Here is a 22,588-nt window from a genome sequence, read left to right as displayed (position 1 = left end):
CTGACCGTCACCCGCCGAGCCCGGTTGCGGCGTGCAAGCCGTCCTGGCTGCACGCCGCGTCTCCGTTATCCCGGGGAGAAGATGCACTGCCGAAACAGGTCCGGCAATGCATCCTGGAGCTTAGTGTACGGCGGTGCGTTCGAACTGACGCAGCATCGTGTTGCCACGCGACACAGCGGCGTCGAGCGCTTCCTTGGCGGACTTCTTGCCGGCAAGAGCCTGCTCGATTTCTTCCGCCCAGACATCACGCAACTGCACCATGTTGCCGAGCCGCAGGCCGCGCGAATTCTCGGTCGGTGGCTTGTTGGTGAGTTCGAGCAAAGGCGTTTCGAGATAAGGCTGTTCCTTGTAGAAGCCCTCCTCCTTGGCCTTGGCATAAGCGGCCTTGGTGATCGGCAGGTAGCCCGAAGCCTTGTGGATATAGACCTGACGGTCGGGATCCGAAAGGAAGGCGAGGAACTTGGCAACGCCCTTGTACTCTTCGGGTTTTTTGCCGCCCATCACCCACAGCGAGGCGCCGCCGATGATCGAGTTCTGCGGTGCGCCCTTGACGTCCGGATAATAGGGCATCGGGGCGTTGGTCCAGTTGAACTTGGCCTGCGATTTCACGTTGCCGAAGAAGCCCGACGACGTCAGGAAGATCGGGCATTCGCCGGACGTGAAGCGGCCTTCACCGGTGTTGGTGCGGCCGGAGTAGTCGTAGGTCTTGTCCTTTTGCAGTTCGATCAGGGTTTGCAGATGCTTGATCTGCAGCGGGCCGTTGAATTCCAGCACCGTGTCGAAGCCGTCGAGACCGTTGGCCTTTGAAGCCAGCGGAACGTTATGCCAGGCCGACAACTGCTCGAGATTGACCCAGGTCGCCCACGCGTTTGAAAATCCACACGTGGTGTAGCCCGCCGCCTTGAGTTTCTTGGCGTCCTCGAACACCTGCGGCCAGGTTTTCGGAATTTCAGCGATGTTGGCTTTCTTCAGGGCGTCGAGATTGACCCACATCACCGTCGACGACGAATTGAAGGGGAAAGACAGCATCTCGCCCTTCGAAGTCGAGTAGTAACCCGTGATGGCCGGCAGATAGGCATTGGGATCGAACTTCTCGCCGGTCTCCTGCATCAGCTTGTAGACCGGCTTCACCGCGCCGGTCGCCGCCATCATGGTTGCGGTGCCGACCTCGAACACCTGGATGATGTGCGGCGCATTGCCGGCGCGGAATGCCGCGATGCCGGCATTCATCGTATCCGCATAGCCGCCCTTGTAGGTCGGGACGACCTTGTACTCGGATTGCGACGCGTTGAAATCCTCGGCGAGCTTGACGACAACCTGATTGTTGCCGCCGGTCATGGCATGCCACCACTGGATTTCGGTGACTGCCTGCGCCGGCGTAGCCAGCGCGATAAGTGTGGAAGCGGCCAAGCCAAGGCCGAGATGTCGCATCGTCGTCATTAAAGCTCCTCCCATAAACGCCGTCATCGCCAGTCGTTTGCGATTGTTGCAGCGCTATCAGCGCTGGATGACGGACGCGTGATGATCGTAATGGGGGAAGCACTTCGATGGGAAGTGGAAAATGCTTCGGCTTATCGAAAAAACCGAAACAATCGCGCCGAAAGTCGAACATGCCAGCAGGCGGTCAGGGGTGTTGCGGCCGGCCCAAGGGCCGGCCTTCCTCAGATCGCGCGGGACACCGGATCAGCGCTTGCGTTCCGGCCCGCAGACGATGCCCTTGGCACGCAGGGCGGCAATGTCGTCGGTCGAGTAGCCGAATTCCGTCAGGATTTCGTCGGCGTGCTGGCTGTAGGTCGGGGGAACCAGCCGCAGGCTCGCTTTGGTGCGATCGAAACGGATCGGTGAGGCAATCCCCTTGTACCAGTCCTTCTCGATGATATCGCCACGATGCTTGACGTGTTCGCTCGCCAGCGTCTTGTCGATCGACTGGACCGGACCTGCGGGCAGGCCTGCGGCAAGCAGTTTCCGGCACAACGGTTCGCTGTCGTGTTCCTTCAGAATCGCCTCGAGTTCCGCCCGCAGCTGGTCGCGATGCTCGATGCGGTCGCGGTTCCGTGCGAACCGCGGATCGGTGCCGAGTTCCGGCTTGCCGAGTTCGCGGCACAGCTTGCGGAAGGTCGCGTCGTTACCGACGCCCATGAAGATGTTGCCGTCACGCGCCGCGAACACCGCATAGGGCACGAGATTGGGGTGCTCGTTGCCGGTGAGTGCCGGCGGCTTGCCATGCATGAAGAAGTTCGCCGTGTGCGGATGCATGATCGCAAGACCGGTTTCGAACAGGGTTGCTTCGATGAACTGGCCGAGTCCCGACTTCTCCCGTTCGGCGAGCGCCATCAGGATGCCGGTGCAGGCATAGAGGCCGGTGGTCATGTCGACCAGCGCGACGCCGACGCGGGTCGGGCCGCTTTCGGGCGAGCCGGTCGAGGCCATGATGCCGACCATCGACTGGATGATCGCGTCATAGCCGGGGTGACCGCCGTGCGGTCCGTCGCCGCCGAAGCCGGAGATCCTGCAATGAATGAGGCGCGGAAACTTCGCGCGCAGGAAGTCGTTGCCGATGCCCCATTTGTCGAGCGTGCCCGGCTTGAAGTTCTCGATCAGGACATCGGCATCCTTGAGCATGTGCATCAGCACTTCGCGTCCGCCGTCCGAGGCGAGGTCGATGCCAATCGAACGCTTGTTGCGGTTGGTGCCGATGAAGTAGGCCGCGTCGTCGTCATGGAACGGAGGGCCCCAGTCGCGGGTCTCGTCGCCGGCCGGCGGTTCGACCTTGACGATGTCGGCGCCGTGGTCCGCCAGGATTTGCGTGCAGTAGGGGCCGCCGAGAACCCGCGACAAATCGATTACGCGCAGTCCCGCCATTGCTCCGGCCGCAGCTTGTGTCGTCATCAGGTCAACCTTCGATTGTGAATCGGAAACGGGTTCATGTCGCCGCGCGGGGCGACGGTTGCGGATCACATTGGAAGGTTTGATCGCTGTGCGTCAATATCGCCGTCGAGCAGGCCGCCTATTCCGGCGAGCGGCTTTCGTGCGCGGGTAGGCAAGGAAATACAAAGGAGGAAGGCGGGGAAGAAATGGTGGAGCCAGGCGGGATCGAACCGCCGACCTCTTGCATGCCATGCAAGCGCTCTCCCAGCTGAGCTATGGCCCCATCACGAAGCGAATCCGACACCGTCTGGTTTCGGTGCTATATCCGAATTCGCCCGATCTCAAATCAGAGAAGAACCTGAACAATCACAATTCAGGCCCGATCTCAAGTCTCTTCATCTCCGGAAACGTCACCGATGATATCGGTCACGTCCTCAGCGTCCTCTTCTTCCTCGGCGATGAATGTCGAATCATCGTCATCGTCGTCGATGCTGTCATCGGCTTCGATATCGTCCTCGGATTCGGGCAGCACCGCCTTGACCTTGCCGGAATTCTCCTCGGCATCGGCCTCTTCGAGCGACACCAACTCTTCAGCCTCTGCGGGCTCCGGCGTGGCCTCGGCAGCGGCGGAAGCGCGAGCGGCATCGCTTCGTCCACGCGGCGGCGCGACCGGTGCGATCGGCACAACTTCACCGGTATAGGGCGAGATGACCGGGTTCTTGTTGAGGTCGTAGAATTTCTTGCCCGTCGTCGGGCAAATACGCTTGGTTCCGAGATCGGCTTTTGCCACGGCTGAAGTCCTGGGGATTTCGAAAAACGGTGCTTCACTTGGCTAGTTGCGCAGCCGCTGTCAATAGCGGTTTACGCTCCATCGCGCACGGCAGGGTGACGACACCCAGCCGGCGCCGAGATCATGCGCCAATACAGGTGTTTAGCCTCGTGACGCGCTTCCGGTCCCGTGTTAGGAGCCGCGAACGAAGAGGATCGTCATTTTGAGCCATTCCGGACAGCCCACCCCGCTCGAATCCCGCGCCAGCAGTGCCCTCCGTGGCACGGTCCGGGTCCCCGGCGACAAGTCGATTTCGCACCGGGCCCTGATTCTGGGTGCCCTGGCGGTGGGAGAAACCCGGATTTCGGGGCTTTTGGAGGGGGAAGACGTTCTCAACACCGCCAAGGCGATGCAGGCGCTGGGCGCGAAGGTCGAGCGCACCAGAACCGGCATATGGTCGGTGCACGGGGTCGGGGTCGGAGGTTTCGCCGCGCCCGACAATCCGCTCGATTTCGGCAACAGCGGCACCGGCTGCCGCCTGGCGATGGGCGCGGTGGCGGGATGTCCGATCGCCGCGACCTTCGATGGCGACGCCAGTTTGCGCAGCCGGCCGATGCGGCGGATTCTCGATCCGCTCGAACTGATGGGCGCGAAAGTTTCATCGAGCGCGGACGGCGGCCGGTTGCCGATGACGCTGCAAGGTGCGCGCGATCCGCTGCCGGTGGTCTACCGCACACCCGTTGCCTCGGCTCAAATCAAGTCGGCGGTGCTGCTCGCGGGATTGTCGGCGCCCGGCGTGACCACGGTGATCGAGCAGGAGGCGAGCCGCGATCATACCGAGCTGATGATGGCACATTTCGGCGCAACCATCGTTTCGGAAAACGAAGGCCCGCACGGTCGAAAAATTTCTCTCACCGGCCAGCCCGAATTGCACGGCGCGAATGTTGTCGTCCCCGCCGATCCGTCGTCGGCTGCGTTCCCGATCGTCGCGGCATTGATCGTGCCGGGGTCGGATGTGGTGCTGACCGACGTGATGACAAACCCGTTGCGCACAGGGCTTTTCACCACGCTGCGCGAGATGGGCGCGTCGATCGAGGAAAGCGACGTGCGCGGCGACACCGGCGAGCCGATGGCGCGTTTCCGCGTGTGCGGTTCGCGCCTGCGCGGCGTCACCGTGCCGCCTGAACGCGCGCCGTCGATGATCGACGAGTATCTCGTGCTGGCTGTCGCGGCGGCCTATGCCGAGGGCGTCACGACCATGCGCGGACTGCAGGAATTGCGCGTCAAGGAATCCGACCGGCTCGAGGCGACCGCCGACATGCTGCGCGTCAACGGCGTGAAGGTCGAGATCGTGGGCGACGACATGATCGTCGAAGGCAAGGGTCATGTCGCCGGTAGCGGCCTTGTCGCGACCCATATGGATCATCGCATCGCGATGTCGGCGCTGGTGATGGGCCTGGCCGCCGATTCGCCGGTGAAGATTGACGACACGACATTCATCGCGACCAGCTTCCCCGATTTCATTCCGATGATGCGTGAACTGGGAGCGGATTTCTCATGATCATCGCCATCGACGGACCTGCGGCCTCCGGCAAGGGCACGCTCGGCAAGCGGCTGGCTGCGCACTATCACTACCGCCATCTCGACACTGGGCTGATTTACCGCGCGGTCGCCAAGGCCATGCTCGATGCCGGGGCCGATCTTGCCGATGAGGCAGTGGCTGCGGGGATTGCGCAAGCGCTCGATCCGGCGGTGTTCGGCGACGCGGCCCTGAAAACCCAGGAAGTTGGCGCGGCGGCTTCGGTGGTTTCGGCCCATCCGCAGGTGCGGCGGGAATTGCTGGCGTTCCAGCGCAATTTCGCGGCGGGTCCTCCGGGCGCGGTCCTCGACGGCCGCGACATCGGCACGGTGATCTGTCCCGAGGCCGAGGTGAAGATCTTCGTGGTGGCGAGGCCCGAGGTACGAGCCCACCGCCGCGCGCTCGAAATGCGGGCGCGGGGCGAACAGGCCGATGAGGCGGCGGTGCTGGCCGATATCCTCAAGCGCGACGAGCGCGATCGCAACCGGTCGGCGGCGCCGCTGCGGCGGGCCGATGACGCCCATGAACTCGACAATTCGGAACTCGACATCGAGGGCGGGGTGCGGGCTGCCATCGCCATTGTCGACGCGGCTCGTGCGCGGCGCTGAGCGCTGACGAACCGTTCGGGCTGGTTTTCGGCATTTCAGGAGGCCTGATGCGGGCTTGATGCCTGCCACAGGCCTGTTTTTGCTGGCCGAAGGGTTGCTCCGGCCTTCTCCCGCCGCTATATCCTCCCGGTCCGGGCCGCATCGATCCTATCGAGGCTGTCCGTGCGGGCCGGCCGGGGGCGTGATCTCCCGCCGTCATTGGAGGAACGCCCGCTGCGGTCTTGAAGACGATGCCATGAGGTCAGGACGACCTCGTTTCAGACCCCGGACCTGAACTTTACCGTATCGCTCGTGCAGGCACCCGCCGGCCCGTTTCCGCAGACCTTCGGGTTGCAGGAACGGTCGTCAGAGGTTGCGGACCTTTGGCACTGGACGCGCGATACGCTCATCAACCCCACTGCCGGCACGCCGCATTTTGGAGAACAAATGGCTTCGACTGCTACTTCTTATAATCCGTCCCGTGATGATTTTGCCGCGATGCTCGACGAGTCCTTCGCAGGCGGCAATCTGCAGGAAAGCTCCGTCATCAAGGGCAAGGTTGTTGCGATTGAAAAGGACATGGCCGTCATTGACGTCGGCCTGAAGACCGAAGGCCGCGTGGCGCTTCGCGAATTCAACGGCCCCGGCCGCGAGAACGACCTCAAGGTCGGCGATGAAGTCGAGGTGTTCCTCGACCGGATCGAGAACGCGCTGGGTGAAGCCGTGCTGTCGCGCGACAAGGCGCGCCGCGAGGAAAGCTGGGGCAAGCTCGAGAAGGCCTTCAACAACAACGAGAAGGTTCACGGCGTTATCTTCAATCAGGTCAAGGGCGGCTTCACCGTCGATCTCGACGGCGCTGTGGCGTTCCTGCCGCGCTCGCAGGTCGATATCCGCCCGATCCGCGATGTAGCGCCGCTGATGAACAACTCGCAGCCGTTCCAGATTCTCAAGATGGATCGCCGCCGCGGCAACATCGTGGTTTCGCGCCGCACGGTTCTCGAAGAGACCCGCGCCGAACAGCGTCAGGAACTGGTCCAAAATCTCGAAGAGGGTCAGGTCATCGACGGCGTGGTCAAGAACATCACCGATTACGGTGCGTTCGTTGATCTCGGCGGCATCGACGGCCTGCTGCACGTCACCGACATCGCGTGGCGCCGCGTCAACCATCCGACCGAGGTGCTCACCATCGGCCAGACGGTCAAGGTCAAGATCATCAAGATCAACCACGAGACCCACCGCATTTCGCTCGGCATGAAGCAGCTGCTGGACGATCCATGGCAGGGCATCGAGGCCAAGTATCCGCTGAACTCGCGTTTTACCGGCCGCGTCACCAACATCACCGACTACGGCGCGTTCGTCGAGCTGGAGCCGGGCATCGAGGGCCTGATCCACGTTTCGGAAATGTCGTGGACCAAGAAGAACGTGCATCCCGGCAAGATCGTGTCGACGACGCAGGAAGTCGAAGTGCAGGTTCTCGAGGTGGATTCGGTCAAGCGCCGCATCTCGCTCGGCCTCAAGCAGACCATGCGCAATCCGTGGGAAGTCTTCGTCGAGAAGTATCCCGTCGGTGCCATCGTCGAGGGCGAAGTCAAGAACAAGACCGAGTTCGGCCTGTTCCTGGGCCTCGACGGCGAAGTGGACGGTATGGTCCATCTCTCCGATCTCGACTGGAAGCAGCCGGGTGAGCAGGTCATCGACAACTTCAAGAAGGGCGACATGGTCAAGGCCATCGTCCTCGATGTCGATGTCGAGAAGGAGCGGATTTCGCTCGGCATCAAGCAGCTCGAAGGCGACCCCTTCGCGGAGCCCGGCGACGTCAAGAAGGGCGCCGTCGTGACCTGCGAGATCCTCGACGTGAAGGATACCGGCATCGAAGTTCAGATCTCCGGCACCGACTTCACCACCTTCATCAAGCGCTCTGAATTGGCCCGCGATCGCGGCGACCAGCGCGCCGAGCGCTTCGCCGTCGGCGAAAAGGTTGACGCTCGCGTCATCCAGTTCGACAAGAAGGCGCGCAAGGTGCAGGTCTCGATCAAGGCGCTGGAAGTCGCCGAGGAGAAGGAAGCCATCGCACAGTACGGTTCGTCCGATTCGGGCGCGACGCTGGGCGATATTCTCGGCAACGCGCTCAAGAAGCGGGACAAGTAAGCATTCGCAGTCCGGCTGTCGCTTTTGTGACGGCCGCGAACGACGACAATCGGGCTCCGGATATTCCGGAGCCCTTTTTGTTTGCGGGCTGCTGTGTTTTTCGGCGGCGTGGAGGCGACGGTTAGCGCTAAACTGGAATGCTCGAAACAGCGCGAGCGGTCGTGCCGCCTTCAAATTGCGTTGCAATTGATGTATTGAAGTCACCTCATATCAAGGTCGTGCCGACACAACCTTGTCGCGCGCGAATTGCGTTGCACTTCTTGAAAGTTCAAGAGTTTTCCGGACGGCCTGAAAGGCCTTCGGCGTCTTCGGGAGAATGGCCATGACGTTTGAATCCGATGTGATCATCGATCGTCGCCGGATGCGCCGCAAGCTGAGTTTCTGGCGGGTCATCGCGGCGCTGGTGGCGATCGTTGCAATCGCTGGCCTGGCGGTGCTGGCGACGCCCGGAGGGCGCAGCGCCATTACCGGCTCGGGCGAAATCGCGCGGATCAAGATCGACGGATTGATCCGCAGCGATCAGGCGCGCGTCGAAGCGCTGGAACGGCTGGAAAAATCGTCGGCCGCAGCCGTCATCGTCCATATCAATTCGCCGGGCGGCACCACCGCCGGCTCCGAGCAGCTTTACGATGCGCTGACCCGTTTGCGCGCCAAGAAGCCGGTCGTTGTGGTTGTCGAAGGCCTCGCGGCGTCGGGCGGTTATATCGCGGCACTGGCTGCGGATCGCATTATCGCCCAGCAAAGCTCGCTGGTCGGTTCGATCGGCGTGCTGTTTCAGATTCCGAATGTCTATGAGTTGCTGAAGACGGTGGGTGTGAAGATCGAGGAAGTAAAGTCCTCGCCGTTGAAAGCTGCACCCAACGGGTATGAGCCGACCAGTCCCGAAGCACGGGCGGCGCTCGATGCGCTGGTCAAGGACTCCTACGCGTGGTTTCGCGATCTGGTGAAGACCCGACGCGCCATGGATGAGGAGACCCTGCAAACAGTGGCCGATGGGCGCGTGTTTACAGGCCGTCAGGCGGTAGGTCTCAAGTTGATCGATCAACTCGGCGACGAGAAAGCCGCGGTCGCGTGGCTGGTTGCCGAGAAGAAGATCAAGCCGGATACGCCGGTGAAGAATTTCAACCTGAATCCGCGCTTCGGGGACATGACCTTCCTGCGCGCAAGTGCCGCGATGGCGCTGGATGCGCTCGGATTAGGCGCGATCGCGCGGCAGTTCGAACAAACCGGCCTCGTATCGTCGGCCGATCGTCTCGGTCTTGAAGGAATGCTGGCGTTGTGGCGTCCGGCGACGACGAATTGAATGGTTTGAATCCGGTTTCAGCCGCTCATGCGGCGGTGCGGGAATTTCGTGAAACGCGGTTCAAAGCATTTGTCACGTGATTTCGCGGTGCTGTCAGGGGATTAAGCGACTTGACAGCGCAACTCTTTTTCAAGGAAATGCGCCGTGCAAGTTCTCCGAGTATCCTAGTCGATGATAAAATCAGAACTCGTCCAGCGCATCGCCGAGCATAATCCGCATCTCTATCAGAGAGACGTGGAGAACATTGTGAATGCGATCCTCGATGAAATCGTCGCAGCGCTGTCGCGCGGAGATCGTGTTGAGCTGCGTGGTTTCGGCGCTTTCTCGGTGAAGCATCGTCCCGCGCGCGCAGGGCGCAATCCGCGCACTGGCGCGCACGTTCCTGTTGAGCAGAAGAGCGTGCCGTTCTTCAAGACCGGCAAGGAAATGCGCGAGCGGCTGAACCGCGAGAACGGCGACGACGCCGGCGCGGCGTCCTGATCCGATCGCACCCGCGCGTCGTTGGCCGCGGCGAGGAAAGATCGCGATGCGCAAACTGCTCAACACCCTGATCGTCCTTCCCCTCGCGCTGATCTTCCTCGCTTTCGCGGTTGCCAATCGTCACTTCGTGACACTGTCGTTCGACCCGTTCAATTCCACCGATCCGGCCGTGGCGTTAACGCTGCCGCTGTTCGTCGTGGTGATCGCCATGGCCGCCCTCGGGGTGATCGCCGGTGGTATTGCGACATGGTTCAGCCAGCGGCGGTGGCGGCGGGCAGCGCGGCGGCTGGAAGGGGAGCTGAGCGAGACCCGCAGCCGGCTGGCCGGCACCGAGGCGAGCCTCGCCCAGCTTCGGAACAGTGCGCAGGCGGACCCTGCCGGGCATCCCGCCGTCGGCCAAATCCCCTATCTGATGGGCATTGGGCGAGACAAGCACGGCGCGCCGTTGTAGAACCCGCCCGGTCTTCCCCATTCGCCTGGCTGTCTGTCGGAACCATGCCCCTGCTCGTCAAAATATGCGGTCTGTCTACCTCCGGGACGCTTGAAGCGGCCCTGGATGCCGGCGCCGATATGGTGGGTTTCGTATTTTTCGAGGCCTCGCCGCGGCATGTCGGCCTTGGCGCCGCGCGTGAACTCGGGCGGATCGCGAAAGGCCGCGCCGTCAAGGTTGCGCTCACCGTGGATGCGGACGACGCCACGTTCGAGAACATCATCGAGACGCTGCAGCCAGCGATCCTTCAACTGCACGGCCACGAGAGCGTGGCGCGGGTTCGCGACATCAAACAGAAATTCGGCTTGCCGGTGATGAAGGCCATTCCGGTGGCAACCGCCGGCGATCTGGCAAGCCTGCCGGGCTACGCTGCGGCAGCCGATCGCATCCTGTTCGATGCCCGCGCGCCGAAGGATGCAACGCGCCCCGGCGGTCTCGGTGTGCCGTTCGACTGGCATCTGCTGGACGGCATCAAGCTTGAGATCCCCTTCCTGGTCTCAGGCGGACTGACCATCGGCAACGTCGCGGAGGCGATCCGCGTTACCCGCGCCGGCGGCGTCGATGTTTCATCCGGCGTCGAAAGCGCGCCGGGCGTCAAGGATGCCGACATGATCCGCGCTTTCATCCGCACCGCGCGCGAGGCCGGAGAGATTTCCGCGAACACGAAAGTTGCGAGCCGCGTATGAATTCGTCCCTTCCCAATTCCTTCCGCTCCGGTCCTGATGAGCACGGTCACTTCGGCATCTTCGGCGGACGGTTCGTCGCTGAAACACTGATGCCACTGATTCTCGATCTGGAAAAAGCCTACGCCGAGGCCAAGGCCGATCCGGCGTTCCGGCGCGAGATGAACGGCTACCTCAAGGACTATGTCGGCCGGCCGTCGCCGCTGTATTTCGCCGAACGCCTCACCGAGCATCTCGGCGGCGCGAAAATCTACTTCAAGCGCGAGGAGCTGAACCACACCGGCTCGCATAAGGTCAACAACGTGCTCGGCCAGATCATGGTCGCGCGCCGCATGGGCAAGAAGCGCATTATCGCCGAGACCGGTGCCGGGCAGCATGGGGTCGCCACCGCGACGCTGTGCGCGCGCTTTGGCCTTGAGTGTATCGTCTACATGGGCGCGGTGGACGTCGAGCGTCAGCAGCCGAACGTGATCCGCATGGAAATGCTCGGCGCGAAGGTCGTGCCGGTGCAGTCCGGCTCGCGCACGCTCAAGGACGCGATGAACGATGCGCTACGTGACTGGGTCACCAATGTCGCGACCACGTTCTATTGCATTGGCACGGTGGCGGGGCCTCATCCGTATCCGATGATGGTGCGCGATTTCCAGTCGGTGATCGGCGAGGAGACCCGCGTTCAGATGCAGGAAGCCGAAGGGCGCCTGCCCGATTCGCTGGTCGCCTGCATCGGCGGCGGCTCGAACGCGATGGGTCTGTTCCATCCGTTCCTCGACGATCCGTCGGTTGAAATCTTCGGCGTCGAGGCGGCGGGCCATGGCCTGACCCAACTCCACGCGGCGTCGATCGCAGGCGGGCGTCCCGGCGTGCTGCACGGCAATCGCACCTATCTGCTGATGGACGGCGACGGCCAGATCCAGGACGCGCACTCGATCTCGGCGGGACTGGACTATCCTGGTATCGGCCCCGAACATTCATGGCTGCATGAAAGCGGCCGCGTCACCTATCTGTCAGCGACCGACGATGAGGCGTTGGCCGCGTTCCAGTTGCTGTCGCGGCTCGAAGGCATCATTCCGGCGCTGGAGCCCGCGCACGCCATCGCCAAGGTGATGGAGCTCGCGCCGAAACGGCCGAAGGATCATCTGATGGTGGTCAATCTCTCCGGCCGTGGTGACAAGGACGTGCCGCAGGTCGGCGACATTCTGAAAGGCAAGAAGAAGTGACCACGCGCATCGACACAAGGTTCGCCGAACTGCAGAAGGAAGGCCGCGCGGCATTCGTCACATTCGTGATGGCCGGCGATCCGGATCCCGCGACCTCGCTCTCGATCATCAAGGCGCTGCCGAAAGCCGGGGCGGACATCATTGAAATCGGCATGCCGTTCACCGATCCGATGGCGGACGGTCCGGCGATTCAGGCGGCCGGTCTGCGCGCATTGAAAGCCGGCATGACGCTGACAAAAACGCTCGGGCTGGTCCGCGATTTCCGCAAGGACGACGGGCGCACGCCGCTGGTGCTGATGGGTTACTACAATCCGATCTACATCTACGGCGTCGACAAGTTTCTTGCCGATGCGAAAGCCGCCGGCGTCGATGGCTTGATTATCGTTGATCTTCCGCCGGAAGAAGACACCGAACTGTGCCTGCCGGCGATGAAGGCGGGTTTGAATTTCATTCGCCTTGCAACGCCGACCACCGACGACAAGCGTTTGCCGGCGGTGCTCGCGAACACCTCGGGCTTTGTCTATTACGTGTCGATCACCGGGATCACCGGTTCGGCGTCCGCCGACACCGCGCAGGTTGCGGATGCGGTGGCGCGGATCAAGCGCCATACCAAACTGCCGGTGTGCGTCGGCTTCGGCATCCGCACGCCGGAAGCGGCGCGCGGCATCGCTCAGGCCGCCAATGGTGTGGTGGTCGGTTCGGCGCTGATCGACGCGCTGCGTGAAACGCTCGATTCAGACAATCGTGCCACGGCGAAAACGGTTTCGGCGGTGGCGGATTTGACCGCGGCGCTGGCGCAAGGCGTGCGCGGCGCGAAGCAGGCGGCAGAATAGCGCCCTGAAAACAAGGCCAATATTCAGGAATTTGCGGGTTGCCGGGGTCGGGTCCGGCGTCCATATAGAGCAGATCAGCGCAACGACGCGGAGCATCTCATGAACTGGTTGACCAACGTCGTCCGGCCGAAAATTCGCAGCATTCTGAAACGCGAGACGCCGGAGAATCTCTGGATCAAATGCCCGGATTCCGGCCAGCTCGTTTTCTACAAGGACGTCGAGCAGAACCAGTTCGTCATTCCAGGCTCGAACTATCACATGCGCATGGGCGCGGTCGCGCGCCTGAAATCGATCTTCGATAACGAAACATGGTTCGACGTCGCGCTGCCTGATGTCACCGCCGATCCGCTGAAATTCCGCGACGAGCGCAAATACGTCGACCGTATCCGCGACGCCCGCGCCAAGACCGGGATGAATGATGCGGTGAAGGTCGGTTACGGCCGGATCGAAGGTCATCCCGCAGTGGTCGCGGTGCAGGATTTCGATTTCATGGGCGGCTCGCTCGGCATGGCGGCGGGCGAGGCGGTGGTGACCGGTCTTGAACTTGCCGTCGAGAAGAAATCGCCGTTCATCATTTTCGCAGCGTCGGGTGGCGCGCGGATGCAGGAAGGCATCCTGTCGCTGATGCAACTGCCGCGCACGACGGTTGCGATCCAGATGCTGCGCGAAGCGAAGCAGCCTTACATCGTGGTGCTGACCAATCCGACCACGGGCGGCGTCACCGCGTCTTACGCGATGCTGGGCGATGTGCATATCGCCGAGCCTGGGGCGCTGATCGGATTTGCCGGTGCCCGCGTGATCGAGCAGACCATTCGCGAAAAGCTGCCGGAAGGATTCCAGCGCGCCGAGTATTTGAGAGACCACGGCATGGTGGACATGGTGGTGCATCGCCATGATCTGCGCCCGACTCTCGCAAGATTATGCCGCCTTCTGACCAAGGCACCGGTGTCGCAGATTCAGTCGCCGGTTACGCTGCCGGTCGCACCGGATGTCGAGCCGGTCACGGCTGACACGCCCCCGGCGTGAGCGCACCGCGACCCAGACCTCCGATGCCGCTTGACGACATTCTCGGGCGGCTCGCCGCACTCCATCCCAAGCGGATCGATCTGACGCTCGAGCGAATGCTGCGCATCCTCGATGCACTCGAGCATCCAGAGCGCAAACTGCCGCCGGTGATCCATGTTGCCGGCACCAACGGCAAGGGCTCCACGGTCGCATTCCTGCGGGCGATGCTGGAAGCGGCAGGCCTGCGCGTTCACGTCTATACCTCGCCGCATCTGGTGCGGTTCAATGAGCGTTTTCGTCTCGGCAAGGTCGGCGGCGGCGTGCTCGCCACCGACGAGCAGTTGCGAGCGGCGCTCGATCGCTGCGAGCGCGCCAATGGCGGCGTGCCGATCACGATTTTCGAAATGGAAACCGCGGCGGCGTTCTGCCTGTTCGCGGATCATCCGGCGGATGTGCTGTTGCTGGAGGTCGGGCTCGGCGGGCGGCTCGATGCGACCAACGTGATCGACAAGCCGGTCGCGAGTGTCATCACGCCGATCGGCATGGATCATCCGGAATTTCTCGGCGATACGCTGGCCAAGATCGCCGGCGAGAAAGCCGGCATCATCAAGAAAGGCGTGCCGGTGATCTGCGCCGAGCAGCACGCCGAGGCTGAGATTGTCATCGAAGCTGTTGCGAAGAAGCTGCGAGCGCCGCTTCATGCCGCGACGCAGGATTGGCACGTCAGCATCGAGCGCGGGCGGCTGGTCTATCAGGACGAGCGGGGATTGCTCGATCTGTCGGCGCCGCGCCTGTTCGGGCGTCATCAGTTCGGCAACGCTGGTCTTGCGATCGCGACGCTGCGCGCGATCGAAGAATTCAAGATCGATCAGGCCGCGTTCGAGCAGGGCATCGCGCGCGCCGAATGGCCGGCGCGGATGCAGCGCCTGGTGTCCGGCGCGCTGGTCGCGCAGGCGCCGAAGGATTCGGAAGTATGGCTCGACGGCGGCCACAACGCCGATGGCGGCCGGGTTGTTGCCGCAGCGCTGGGCGATCTTGAGGAGCGGGTGTCACGCCCGCTGGTGATCGTAACCGGGATGATGGGTAACAAGGATGCCGGTGGCTTCCTTGCCAATTTTGCCGGCCTGACCCGGCATATCATCGCAGTGCCGATTCCCGATCAGGACAACGCGATGGCGCCCGATATCCTCGCCGACGCCGCGCGCCGTCTGGGGATGCGTGTCGAGATCGCCGAAAGCGTCGAAGCCGCACTGCGCCGGATCGCGGCGCTGGCCTATGAGGTGCCGCCGCGCATCCTGATCACCGGTTCGCTTTATCTCGCCGGGCACGTACTGGCGGAAAATGGCACGCTGCCGACATAAGTTCAGCGCGACAGTTATTCTGCAGATAATTTGATGAATCGTCATGGCCGGGCCTGACGATGCCTTTGTGAAAATGCGCAAAACAAAACGGCCGGTGTTTCCACCGGCCGTTCGAAAAATTCTCGCGAAGCGAAATCAGACCGCCGCGGTGATCCACTGCTGCAGCTTCTGCTTCGGCGCGGCGCCGACCTGACGCGACGCCATTTCACCGCCCTTGAAGATCATCAGGGTCGGGATCGACATTACGCCATACTTCGACGCGGTCTTCGGGCTTTCGTCGACGTTGAGCTTGACGATCTTGACCTTGTCGCCCATCGCGCCTGCGATCTCGTCGAGCGCCGGTGCGATCATGCGGCACGGGCCGCACCATTCCGCCCAGAAATCGACGACGACCGGGCCGTCCGCCTTGAGAACTTCTGCGTCGAAATCGGCGTCGGAAACCTTGCCCACACTCATGTCATGCCTCGTTGGATGAAAAGCGCGCGATGGGAATCGCGCGCCGGGAACGTAGGACCAACCTATGAACGCACTTCTGCCGGGTCAAGGTTGGTCACGATGACATGATAGCGGGCCAGCTCCGCGTGCAGCGCCGGAGCCAAAATCTCCATCATTTCAGGGCCTTCGGCCCAGAGAAGAAAACAACGCACCGGTCGGCCGGGATAGAGCCCGGCGAGAACCTGCCGGTAAAGCGCGAGCTGGCGGACATAGTCGCGCGGCGCGTCGTCGGCGGTCCGGGGCAGCGTGTGGTTGGTCTTGTAATCGACGATCAGGATTTCGCCTGGCGTCACCACCAGCCGGTCGATCTGGCCCGCAACCAGCGCCGGCGGCCGGTCGATTCGCTGCACCCGACCGGCAATTGAGACCTCGGCGCGGCTACCAAGGGCGAACAGCGCCGCAAAGCGAGGATCGTCGATCAGTGCGATGATCTGCGCGGTGAGCGCAGCGCGATCGTTGCTGCTCCAGCCATCCGTGTCCGGTACGTTGCGTTCCAGAAACTGGTCCGCCGCCTTGCGCCGCTTTTCGATTGCAATGTCCGGCAGCGATTGCAGCAGCCGATGCACCAGTGTGCCGCGCTTGAGCGCGCGGGCGCGGGCCTCGCGGGTTTCGCCCTTGCGCTGCCCGCGCGGTTCGTCCTCGTCGACATCCGATGGCCGCAGCAGGATATCGGCCGGCGTGTCCTTCACGGCGCGGGCACGCAACCATGTTGGCAACGACGTTGACATTGCTTCCGGCGGCAGCGACCCGATGACGGGCTCAGACATCGTGTCAGCGAGATGCTGGTAGCGCTTCACAGTTCCGTGGCGCGTTTCGATCTCGGTCACGGCGAGGTCGGAGGCTTCGAGGCCCTTGGCGATCAGGTCGTACCACGACAATGGACGCACATCCTTGCGATTGCCGGGTTGGACGCCGCCGACGATCAGGCGATCGGCGGCACGGGTCATCGCGACATAAAGCAAGCGGCGATATTCGTCCTCGGTTTCCTCCTTCATCGCCGCGCGTGCAGTGGCGACGGTGGCCGGATCGTCGGCCTTCTTGCCAGCCCAGACCACGATGCCGGGAGCGCTCGGCGCGGCATTGCCCTGCGGCAGGCGCACGAGATTGAGGCGCTGGGTGTCGGCGGGCGATGACGTGGTGTCGATCAGGAACACCACGGCCGCCTCAAGCCCTTTGGCGCCATGCACGGTCATCACGCGAACCTCGTCGCGCGCGATTTCCATGTCGCGCTTCACCTCGGTGTCGGCCGCTCGAAGCCAGGCCATGAAGCCCTGCAGCGACGCCGGTGCCTTGGTTTCATACGTCAGCGCCAGTTCGAGGAATTCGTCGAGCGCGTCATTGGCCTCAAGTCCGAGCCGACGCAGGATTTTCGCGCGGCCGCTGTCGACGTCGCCGCCAAGCAGCCAGGCAAAGAAGGCGAACGGCGTTGTCTGTGCCGCTTGCGCAGTGCAGACCTCGAGCCGGTCGTGAGCCTCCTTCAGGCGCGCGTCCTCCGCCGCATGGTGAGCGAGCGCATCGCGCAGCGTACCCTGTCGATCCGGTGCAATCCTCAGAAGGTCGTCATCAGTCAGCCCGAACAGCGGGCTTTTCAGCGCCACGGCCAGCGCGAGATCGTCATTCGGCAACAGCAGCGCGTCAGCGAGATTCATCAAGTCGATGACCGCGATGTGTTCAGTCAGTTTCAGGCGGTCGGCGCCGGCGACCGGAATTCCCGCACGCTTCAGCGCTTGAATGACGGCGTCGAACGCGGTGCCGCGCCGCCGGACCAGAATGAGAATGTCGCCGAAACTCAACCGCCGCTGCCTGCCGGCCGAGCCGGTCATCGTGCCGGCGGCGATCAGTGCGGCGATCTCGCTTTGCACGCGCGCCGCCAGCCGGACCTCGGGATCGGATTCCGACAGTGTATCGAACGGCGCATCCCAGCCTTCGATCTCGCGCGCCTCGGCGGGCTGCTCCAGTTGCCACAGGTCGATCATGCCGGGCGCGGCATCGGTCAATGCCATGTGCGGCGGCATGCCGCCGGTATCGGTGGTGATGCTGCGATAAATCAGTTGGTCGCGGAATGTGCTTTCGACTGTCTTCAGCACGCTGTTGCCGGAGCGGAACGAGTAGGTGAACGACACGCGCTCGAAAGCGAGGGCGGCGGCCTTGAAACGGCGCTCCAGATCGCTCCGCCGATTATCGAACTCGCGCGGCTTGGCGCCCTGGAACGAGAAGATCGATTGTTTCTCGTCGCCGACCGCGAAGATGGTGCGCCTGACGCCATCGCGGGCACCGATACCCGTGGTGAATTCGGCGATGATGCGCTCGACAATATCCCATTGGCGGGGACTGGTATCCTGCGCTTCGTCGATCAGCACGTGATCGACGCCGCGGTCCAGCTTGAAATGAACCCAGGCCGACGACACGCTGTTGAGCATCTCCAGCGTCTTGTCGATCAGATCGTCATAGTCGAGCAGCCCGCGCGCTTGCTTCTCCTGCCGGTAGTTGGCGGCGACGGCGGAGGCGATGGTGAGCAAGGCGCGGGTGCGGTCGCGCTGATTGATGGCGCGGCGCTTTTCGAGAAGTGCGATGACCCGTTCGCACTCACGATCGAGCCGTGCGGCGAGGCCGGGGTATGGGTCGCTGATCTTCTTCGTCACCAGCGATTTTCGTGGCTCCATCTTGTCGGTCAGGAAGACCGTCAGGTAGCGCTCGATCTGATCCTGGCCTGTCGTTGCCAATGCTGCGCGAAGCCGGGTGGCCTGTTTGCCGTCATTCGCGCCTCCGGTTTCAAGGGTGGCCGCAACGCTCGCCCACTCGCTGCATGGCAGATGTGGTCCGTCGAGAATGTCATTATCGATATCTTCGAGACGGTCGCCGGGCCCGACGCCGAGCGTCTGTGCGACCTGAACCATCGCGGCGTCGATCGAGCCGGCACTGTCAGACCACGCCATGAAATGCTCGCGGCTCAGGCATGCCTCGCGCACGACGTCCTGAAATGTGACATCGGCGGCCTGCGTCATCGCCAGCGTCAGCGCGCGGCCGAGCGGTGAGTCTGGCGTGTTCGCGGCCTCCAGCAGCACGCCGAGATTGGCGCGCTCCATCATGTCGTTCTGGTCGCGATCGTCGAGCACCGCGAAACGCGCCGGCACATTGGCCTCGAACGGAAACTGTTGCAGCAGCCGCGTGCACAGCGCGTGGATGGTTTGCACTTTAAGCCCACCCGGCGTTTCCAGCGCGCAGGCGAACAGTTCTCGGGCGCGCTTGCGTGTCGCGACGTTCGGGCGTGCCGCGCCGGTAGCGAGAATCGCAGCGTCGAGTTCGGCGTCGTTCAACGCCACCCAATGGCCAAGGGTTGAGAAAACGCGCTCGGCCATGTTGGCGGCGGCCGCCTTGGTGAAGGTGATGCAGAGAATCTTCTCGGGTGAAACGCCAGCCAGCAGCAGCCGGATCACGCGATGGACCAGGACGTGGGTCTTGCCTGCCCCGGCATTGGCGGCGACGAAGGCGGAGATGTCGGGATTCGACGCCTGTGCCTGCTTGGCGGTGATGGCGTCTGGAATGTTGCTGCGCGGAGCCTTCATTCGGTGCCTCCGCCCGAACCGCCGGTTGCCGACCATTCCTTGATGCGCGCCAGATCGTCATAGCGGCCGTAGCGGTTCGACCACATAGACAATGCGAGCGAACGGTAAGGCTCGTCCTCGTTCTCGAATTTACGGATCAAAATTTCGAGTTTTCGCAGCGCCTGATCCGCAGCCTCGTCGGGGAATTGCGAGTCGTCGGACGATCTCATACGCAATTCCAGCACGCGCTCATCGCCCGGCGGGTTGTTGCCGCTGAGTTTCACATAGACCAGCTCGCTGACCGAAGAGGCCGCCGGAATATTCCTGAAGCCGCCTTGTCGCAGGATCGCGGCCTCCAGTGTGAGCTGCGGTGACAGGCCCATGAACACCTGCTTGCCGGTCGGCGGCTGTCCGGTCTTGTAGTCGACAATGGCATAGGTCCGGTCGCTGCGGTGTTCGATACGGTCGGCGCGCGCGGACAGTTTGAATTCGCGCCCATCGTCGAGCGGAATAGGGATCGTGCCGTAGATTTCAGCGGCGGCTTTCGTCATCTCGGTTCGCCGCGCGACCTCCCAGCCAGCGAACCACGCCGCGATGCGCTGGAAGCGCGGCCACCACAGCGCCCGCGCCTCGGGGCGCTCCATCAGCGGCGCGAAATGTCTGGCACCGATCTCGATCAGTGCGCCGGGAATATCGGTTGGCAGGGCGTCTGAAAATTCCTGTGTGAATTCGCCGAGCGCCTCATGGATCGCGGAGCCGCGGTCCGCCGCCGACAGCGGCATGTCGACCGGATCGAGCGGCACCAGTTTCAGGATACGCTTGGCAAAAATGGTATAGGGATCGCGCAGCCAGTCCTCGATCTCGGTGACGGACATCGTCAACGGCCGCAAATCGCGCTTCGGTTTCGGTGCTGGCTGCGGGACCGGCGTTACGGTCTCGGGATGATCCAGCGCATCGGCAAAGCGCGTGTAGTCATCGCCGCGCCGCGTGACGGCCTTCCAGCGCTCTTCTCCGGCCACGGCTTCGAGGCGATGCAGGAAGCGCGACGCCACCGCCGGTGCGCCGCCGGATTTGGCCGCATGGGTCAGAATCACTTCGTCGGTGCCGAGCAACTGCGCGAAATCGTGCGCCGACAGGCCGATGCGGCGTTCCGGCAGATCGAGACCGAGTTCATGGCGCATCGGGCGGCTCAGCCAGGGATCGATGCGCGGTTGCGGCGGCCACACGCCTTCGATCAGGCCGCCGAGAATGACGCGGTCGCAATGGGTGAGACGGGCTTCGAGCAGACCGTAGATGCGCAAGGTGGCGCCCGGCGCCTGCGCGCGCCGCACAATGCGGTCGGCGAAAGCGACGCGGAAGACTTCCGGGTAATCGCCGAGAGACACGGCAAAGCCATGGCCGGGCGTTGTTGCTTGATCATCAGGTGTGGCCGGCAGCAGATCGGCGAAGGCCGCGTCAAGCTTGTCGCCGTCCGGCCCCTCGAAGGCACACGCGGTGCCGGTGTTGTCGGTGGAGAGCGCCGCAACTACGGCGCGGTGGCGGGCGGCGAGCGCTGCGAAATCGATCGGCTTGCCGTCGCGAGTGTCTTCGAGCGGCTTGAGCGCAGTGGCGAGCGCGTCGATCAGGGTCTGCGCTCTATCCAGCCGGTCGTCGTCGAGTTGCGCGCGCGGTTCCGAGCGATGGATCGCCGATGGTTCCTTGCGCCTGAGTTTCGCAAGTTCATCGCGAAATCGCGAAAAATCGCGGGCAAGCCCGATGCTGCCCGCTTGCGGCCGGGTGCCGCGCAGCAGCGCGATTTCGAGGGTATGGATCGCATCCCGGCATGCGCCGTCCGCAGCGCCCAGCCGCAGCAGCGGATGCTTGAGCAAGGCGAGCAACGGCGCGGGTGCGAGATTTTCGGCGACGGTCTGCGCCGCCAGCCGCGCGAACAATCCAGCCGGGGTATCCATCAAGCTGTCGCCGCCGGAATCGTCGAAGTCGAGCGACCATCGGCCGAGCGCGGCCATCACGCGCCGTGCCAGCGCGCGATCCGGTGTCACCAGCGCCGCCGAGCGCTTATTTTCGTGTGCCTCGCGCATCGCTATCGCAATGGCCAGTGCTTCCATCTCTGGATTGGGCGCCCCGATCACGGTGAGATTATCGATCCCGTGCGAAATGCGTGCAGCGATGTCGGGTTTTGCTAACTGCGTCGACCATTGCGCACTCGACGTCGCCGGCCGCATCGCCTCCGACACCAATGTTTCACGGCCCAGCGGTGCCACCAGCGGCCTCACGTCCTTCCGGGTCATGCCGAAGCGCGCCAGCAGGCCATGCAGGGCAAACTGTGGATGGCTCGACAGCGGCGGTGTGAGGGATTTTCCCGTCGCGTCGCGCGCGCCGCCGATCGATTGCCACGATTCGTCGTCGAGTTCGGTGTCGAGACCCGGCAACACAACCGCGCCTTGAGGAAGCTGCGCGATGGCGTGGAGGAATTTTGCTGTCGCCGGCATCGAACCGGTGGAGCCTGCGGCAATCACCGGCCCGGTCTGCCGCGCCTTTAGCCGCGCCGCTTCCGCCTCGATCAACAGGTCGCGCCGCGCCGCCGGTTCGATCTTGCCGGACGCCGCGAGAACGCCGGGCCAGACATACTTCGCGATCCGCAGGAACTCGAGAGTCTTCTGCCAGTAGACATCGAGATCGTCGGGCACGAGACCGTCGAGCGCGCGCCAGTCGACGCCGCGTGTCGCCATGTCGTCCATCAGCCGCGCGAGATCGTCGGCCAGCGCCAGCGTTGAGGCCGGGCCGCCCGCCACCAGTGGAGCCGGGGCCGGATCGTCGGGCTTGAGCTGTTTCGCCCACGCAGCCACCAGTTGCGCCAGAGTCAGGCGACGCTCCAGGCCGTCGAGCGCCGGCGGAATGTCGAGGGCGGAGAATCCCGGCTGGCTCTGCGCCTGCGCGAATTCGATCTCGTCCTCGTCGAAGCTGCCGAGGGGGACGATGCGCGGCAGCAGCACGGCTTCGGTCTTCATCACGTCGAGGAAAATTTCGCGCGCCATGCGCCCGGCGCGCCGCGTCGGCAGATACAGCGTCACGTCGGCGAGCCGGTCGGGGTTCGCGCGCACGTCGAAGCCGTCGATCAGCCGCCCTTCGACAAGGGCGGTGATGACCGTGTGCAAAAACGGAGCTGAGGAGGGAACATTGAAAACGTGCATGAACGTCCCGATTCGATCAGGGCGCATCATGGCA

Annotated in this window: 17 protein-coding genes and 1 tRNA gene; 11 read left to right on the top strand and 7 right to left on the bottom strand. The window is 63.4% G+C overall.

The window, feature by feature from the left end; all coding sequences use genetic code 11:
• Positions 1-120 precede the first annotated feature (120 nt).
• The 4 genes from ugpB to ASC80_RS18490 form a co-directional block, all read right to left on the bottom strand.
• Positions 121-1,440, bottom strand: coding sequence for a sn-glycerol-3-phosphate ABC transporter substrate-binding protein UgpB (ugpB, locus tag ASC80_RS18505; RefSeq protein ID WP_082512659.1), 1,320 nt, complete (start codon positions 1,438-1,440; stop codon positions 121-123).
• A gap of 243 nt (positions 1,441-1,683) precedes the next feature.
• Positions 1,684-2,889 carry a CaiB/BaiF CoA transferase family protein gene (locus ASC80_RS18500; RefSeq protein WP_056300311.1) on the bottom strand — a complete coding sequence of 402 codons (1,206 nt, stop codon included), beginning with the start codon at positions 2,887-2,889 and terminating at the stop codon, positions 1,684-1,686.
• Between the two features lie 186 nt (positions 2,890-3,075).
• A tRNA-Ala gene (locus ASC80_RS18495) sits at positions 3,076-3,151 on the bottom strand.
• A gap of 102 nt (positions 3,152-3,253) precedes the next feature.
• Complete coding sequence (locus ASC80_RS18490; protein ID WP_056300309.1) at positions 3,254-3,658, bottom strand: TIGR02300 family protein; 405 nt, start codon at positions 3,656-3,658, stop codon at positions 3,254-3,256.
• A 202-nt stretch (positions 3,659-3,860) separates the two neighbouring features.
• On the opposite strand from ASC80_RS18490, the gene aroA reads away from it, so the two are divergent.
• The 11 genes from aroA (at position 3,861) to ASC80_RS18435 (ending at position 15,323) form a co-directional block, all read left to right on the top strand.
• Positions 3,861-5,198: a 3-phosphoshikimate 1-carboxyvinyltransferase gene (gene aroA / locus ASC80_RS18485; protein ID WP_056300305.1), complete on the top strand. Its 1,338-nt coding sequence runs from the start codon at positions 3,861-3,863 to the stop codon at positions 5,196-5,198.
• On the top strand, positions 5,195-5,824 hold the full coding sequence (gene cmk / locus ASC80_RS18480) for a (d)CMP kinase (protein ID WP_056300301.1): 630 nt from the start codon (positions 5,195-5,197) through the stop codon (positions 5,822-5,824). Before aroA ends, cmk begins: the two co-directional genes overlap by 4 nt.
• Positions 5,825-6,250: 426 nt before the next feature.
• Entirely contained in the window at positions 6,251-7,951 is a 1,701-nt protein-coding gene (rpsA, locus tag ASC80_RS18475; protein ID WP_056301003.1) for a 30S ribosomal protein S1, read from the top strand.
• 322 nt (positions 7,952-8,273) lie between these two features.
• A complete protein-coding gene (sppA, locus tag ASC80_RS18470) occupies positions 8,274-9,254 on the top strand; it encodes a signal peptide peptidase SppA (protein WP_056301000.1) in 981 nt (326 codons plus the stop codon).
• Positions 9,255-9,425: 171 nt separating this feature from the next.
• Positions 9,426-9,734 carry an integration host factor subunit beta gene (locus tag ASC80_RS18465; RefSeq protein WP_056300299.1) on the top strand — a complete coding sequence of 103 codons (309 nt, stop codon included), beginning with the start codon at positions 9,426-9,428 and terminating at the stop codon, positions 9,732-9,734.
• 46 nt (positions 9,735-9,780) lie between these two features.
• Entirely contained in the window at positions 9,781-10,185 is a 405-nt protein-coding gene (locus ASC80_RS18460) for a lipopolysaccharide assembly protein LapA domain-containing protein (protein WP_056300298.1), read from the top strand.
• Positions 10,186-10,229: 44 nt separating this feature from the next.
• Positions 10,230-10,910: a phosphoribosylanthranilate isomerase gene (locus ASC80_RS18455; protein ID WP_056300295.1), complete on the top strand. Its 681-nt coding sequence runs from the start codon at positions 10,230-10,232 to the stop codon at positions 10,908-10,910.
• The gene (trpB, locus tag ASC80_RS18450) at positions 10,907-12,124 is read left to right on the top strand and encodes a tryptophan synthase subunit beta (protein WP_056300294.1); all 1,218 of its coding nucleotides are present in this window, start codon (positions 10,907-10,909) and stop codon (positions 12,122-12,124) included. The genes ASC80_RS18455 and trpB overlap by 4 nt, the downstream gene beginning before the upstream one ends.
• Positions 12,121-12,957, top strand: a complete 837-nt coding sequence (gene trpA / locus ASC80_RS18445) for a tryptophan synthase subunit alpha (RefSeq protein ID WP_056300291.1) — start codon at positions 12,121-12,123, stop codon at positions 12,955-12,957. The genes trpB and trpA overlap by 4 nt, the downstream gene beginning before the upstream one ends.
• A gap of 99 nt (positions 12,958-13,056) precedes the next feature.
• A complete protein-coding gene (gene accD, locus ASC80_RS18440; protein ID WP_056300288.1) occupies positions 13,057-13,983 on the top strand; it encodes an acetyl-CoA carboxylase, carboxyltransferase subunit beta in 927 nt (308 codons plus the stop codon).
• 23 nt (positions 13,984-14,006) lie between these two features.
• Complete coding sequence (locus ASC80_RS18435) at positions 14,007-15,323, top strand: bifunctional folylpolyglutamate synthase/dihydrofolate synthase (RefSeq protein WP_056300286.1); 1,317 nt, start codon at positions 14,007-14,009, stop codon at positions 15,321-15,323.
• A gap of 135 nt (positions 15,324-15,458) precedes the next feature.
• Here ASC80_RS18435 and trxA read toward each other — a convergent pair whose 3' ends face one another.
• From trxA to addB, 3 genes are all read right to left on the bottom strand, one after another.
• Positions 15,459-15,779, bottom strand: coding sequence for a thioredoxin (gene trxA, locus ASC80_RS18430; RefSeq protein ID WP_056300284.1), 321 nt, complete (start codon positions 15,777-15,779; stop codon positions 15,459-15,461).
• 62 nt (positions 15,780-15,841) lie between these two features.
• Positions 15,842-19,384 carry a double-strand break repair helicase AddA gene (gene addA / locus ASC80_RS18425; protein ID WP_056300997.1) on the bottom strand — a complete coding sequence of 1,181 codons (3,543 nt, stop codon included), beginning with the start codon at positions 19,382-19,384 and terminating at the stop codon, positions 15,842-15,844.
• Positions 19,381-22,554: a double-strand break repair protein AddB gene (gene addB, locus ASC80_RS18420; protein ID WP_056300995.1), complete on the bottom strand. Its 3,174-nt coding sequence runs from the start codon at positions 22,552-22,554 to the stop codon at positions 19,381-19,383. The genes addA and addB overlap by 4 nt, the downstream gene beginning before the upstream one ends.
• Between the last annotated feature and the right edge of the window lie 34 nt (positions 22,555-22,588).

The sequence above is a fragment of the Afipia sp. Root123D2 genome (assembly GCF_001425835.1).
Lineage (GTDB): Bacteria > Pseudomonadota > Alphaproteobacteria > Rhizobiales > Xanthobacteraceae > Afipia.
Note: the sequence above shows the minus strand (reverse complement) of the source record. Positions and strands in the feature narration are given on the sequence as shown.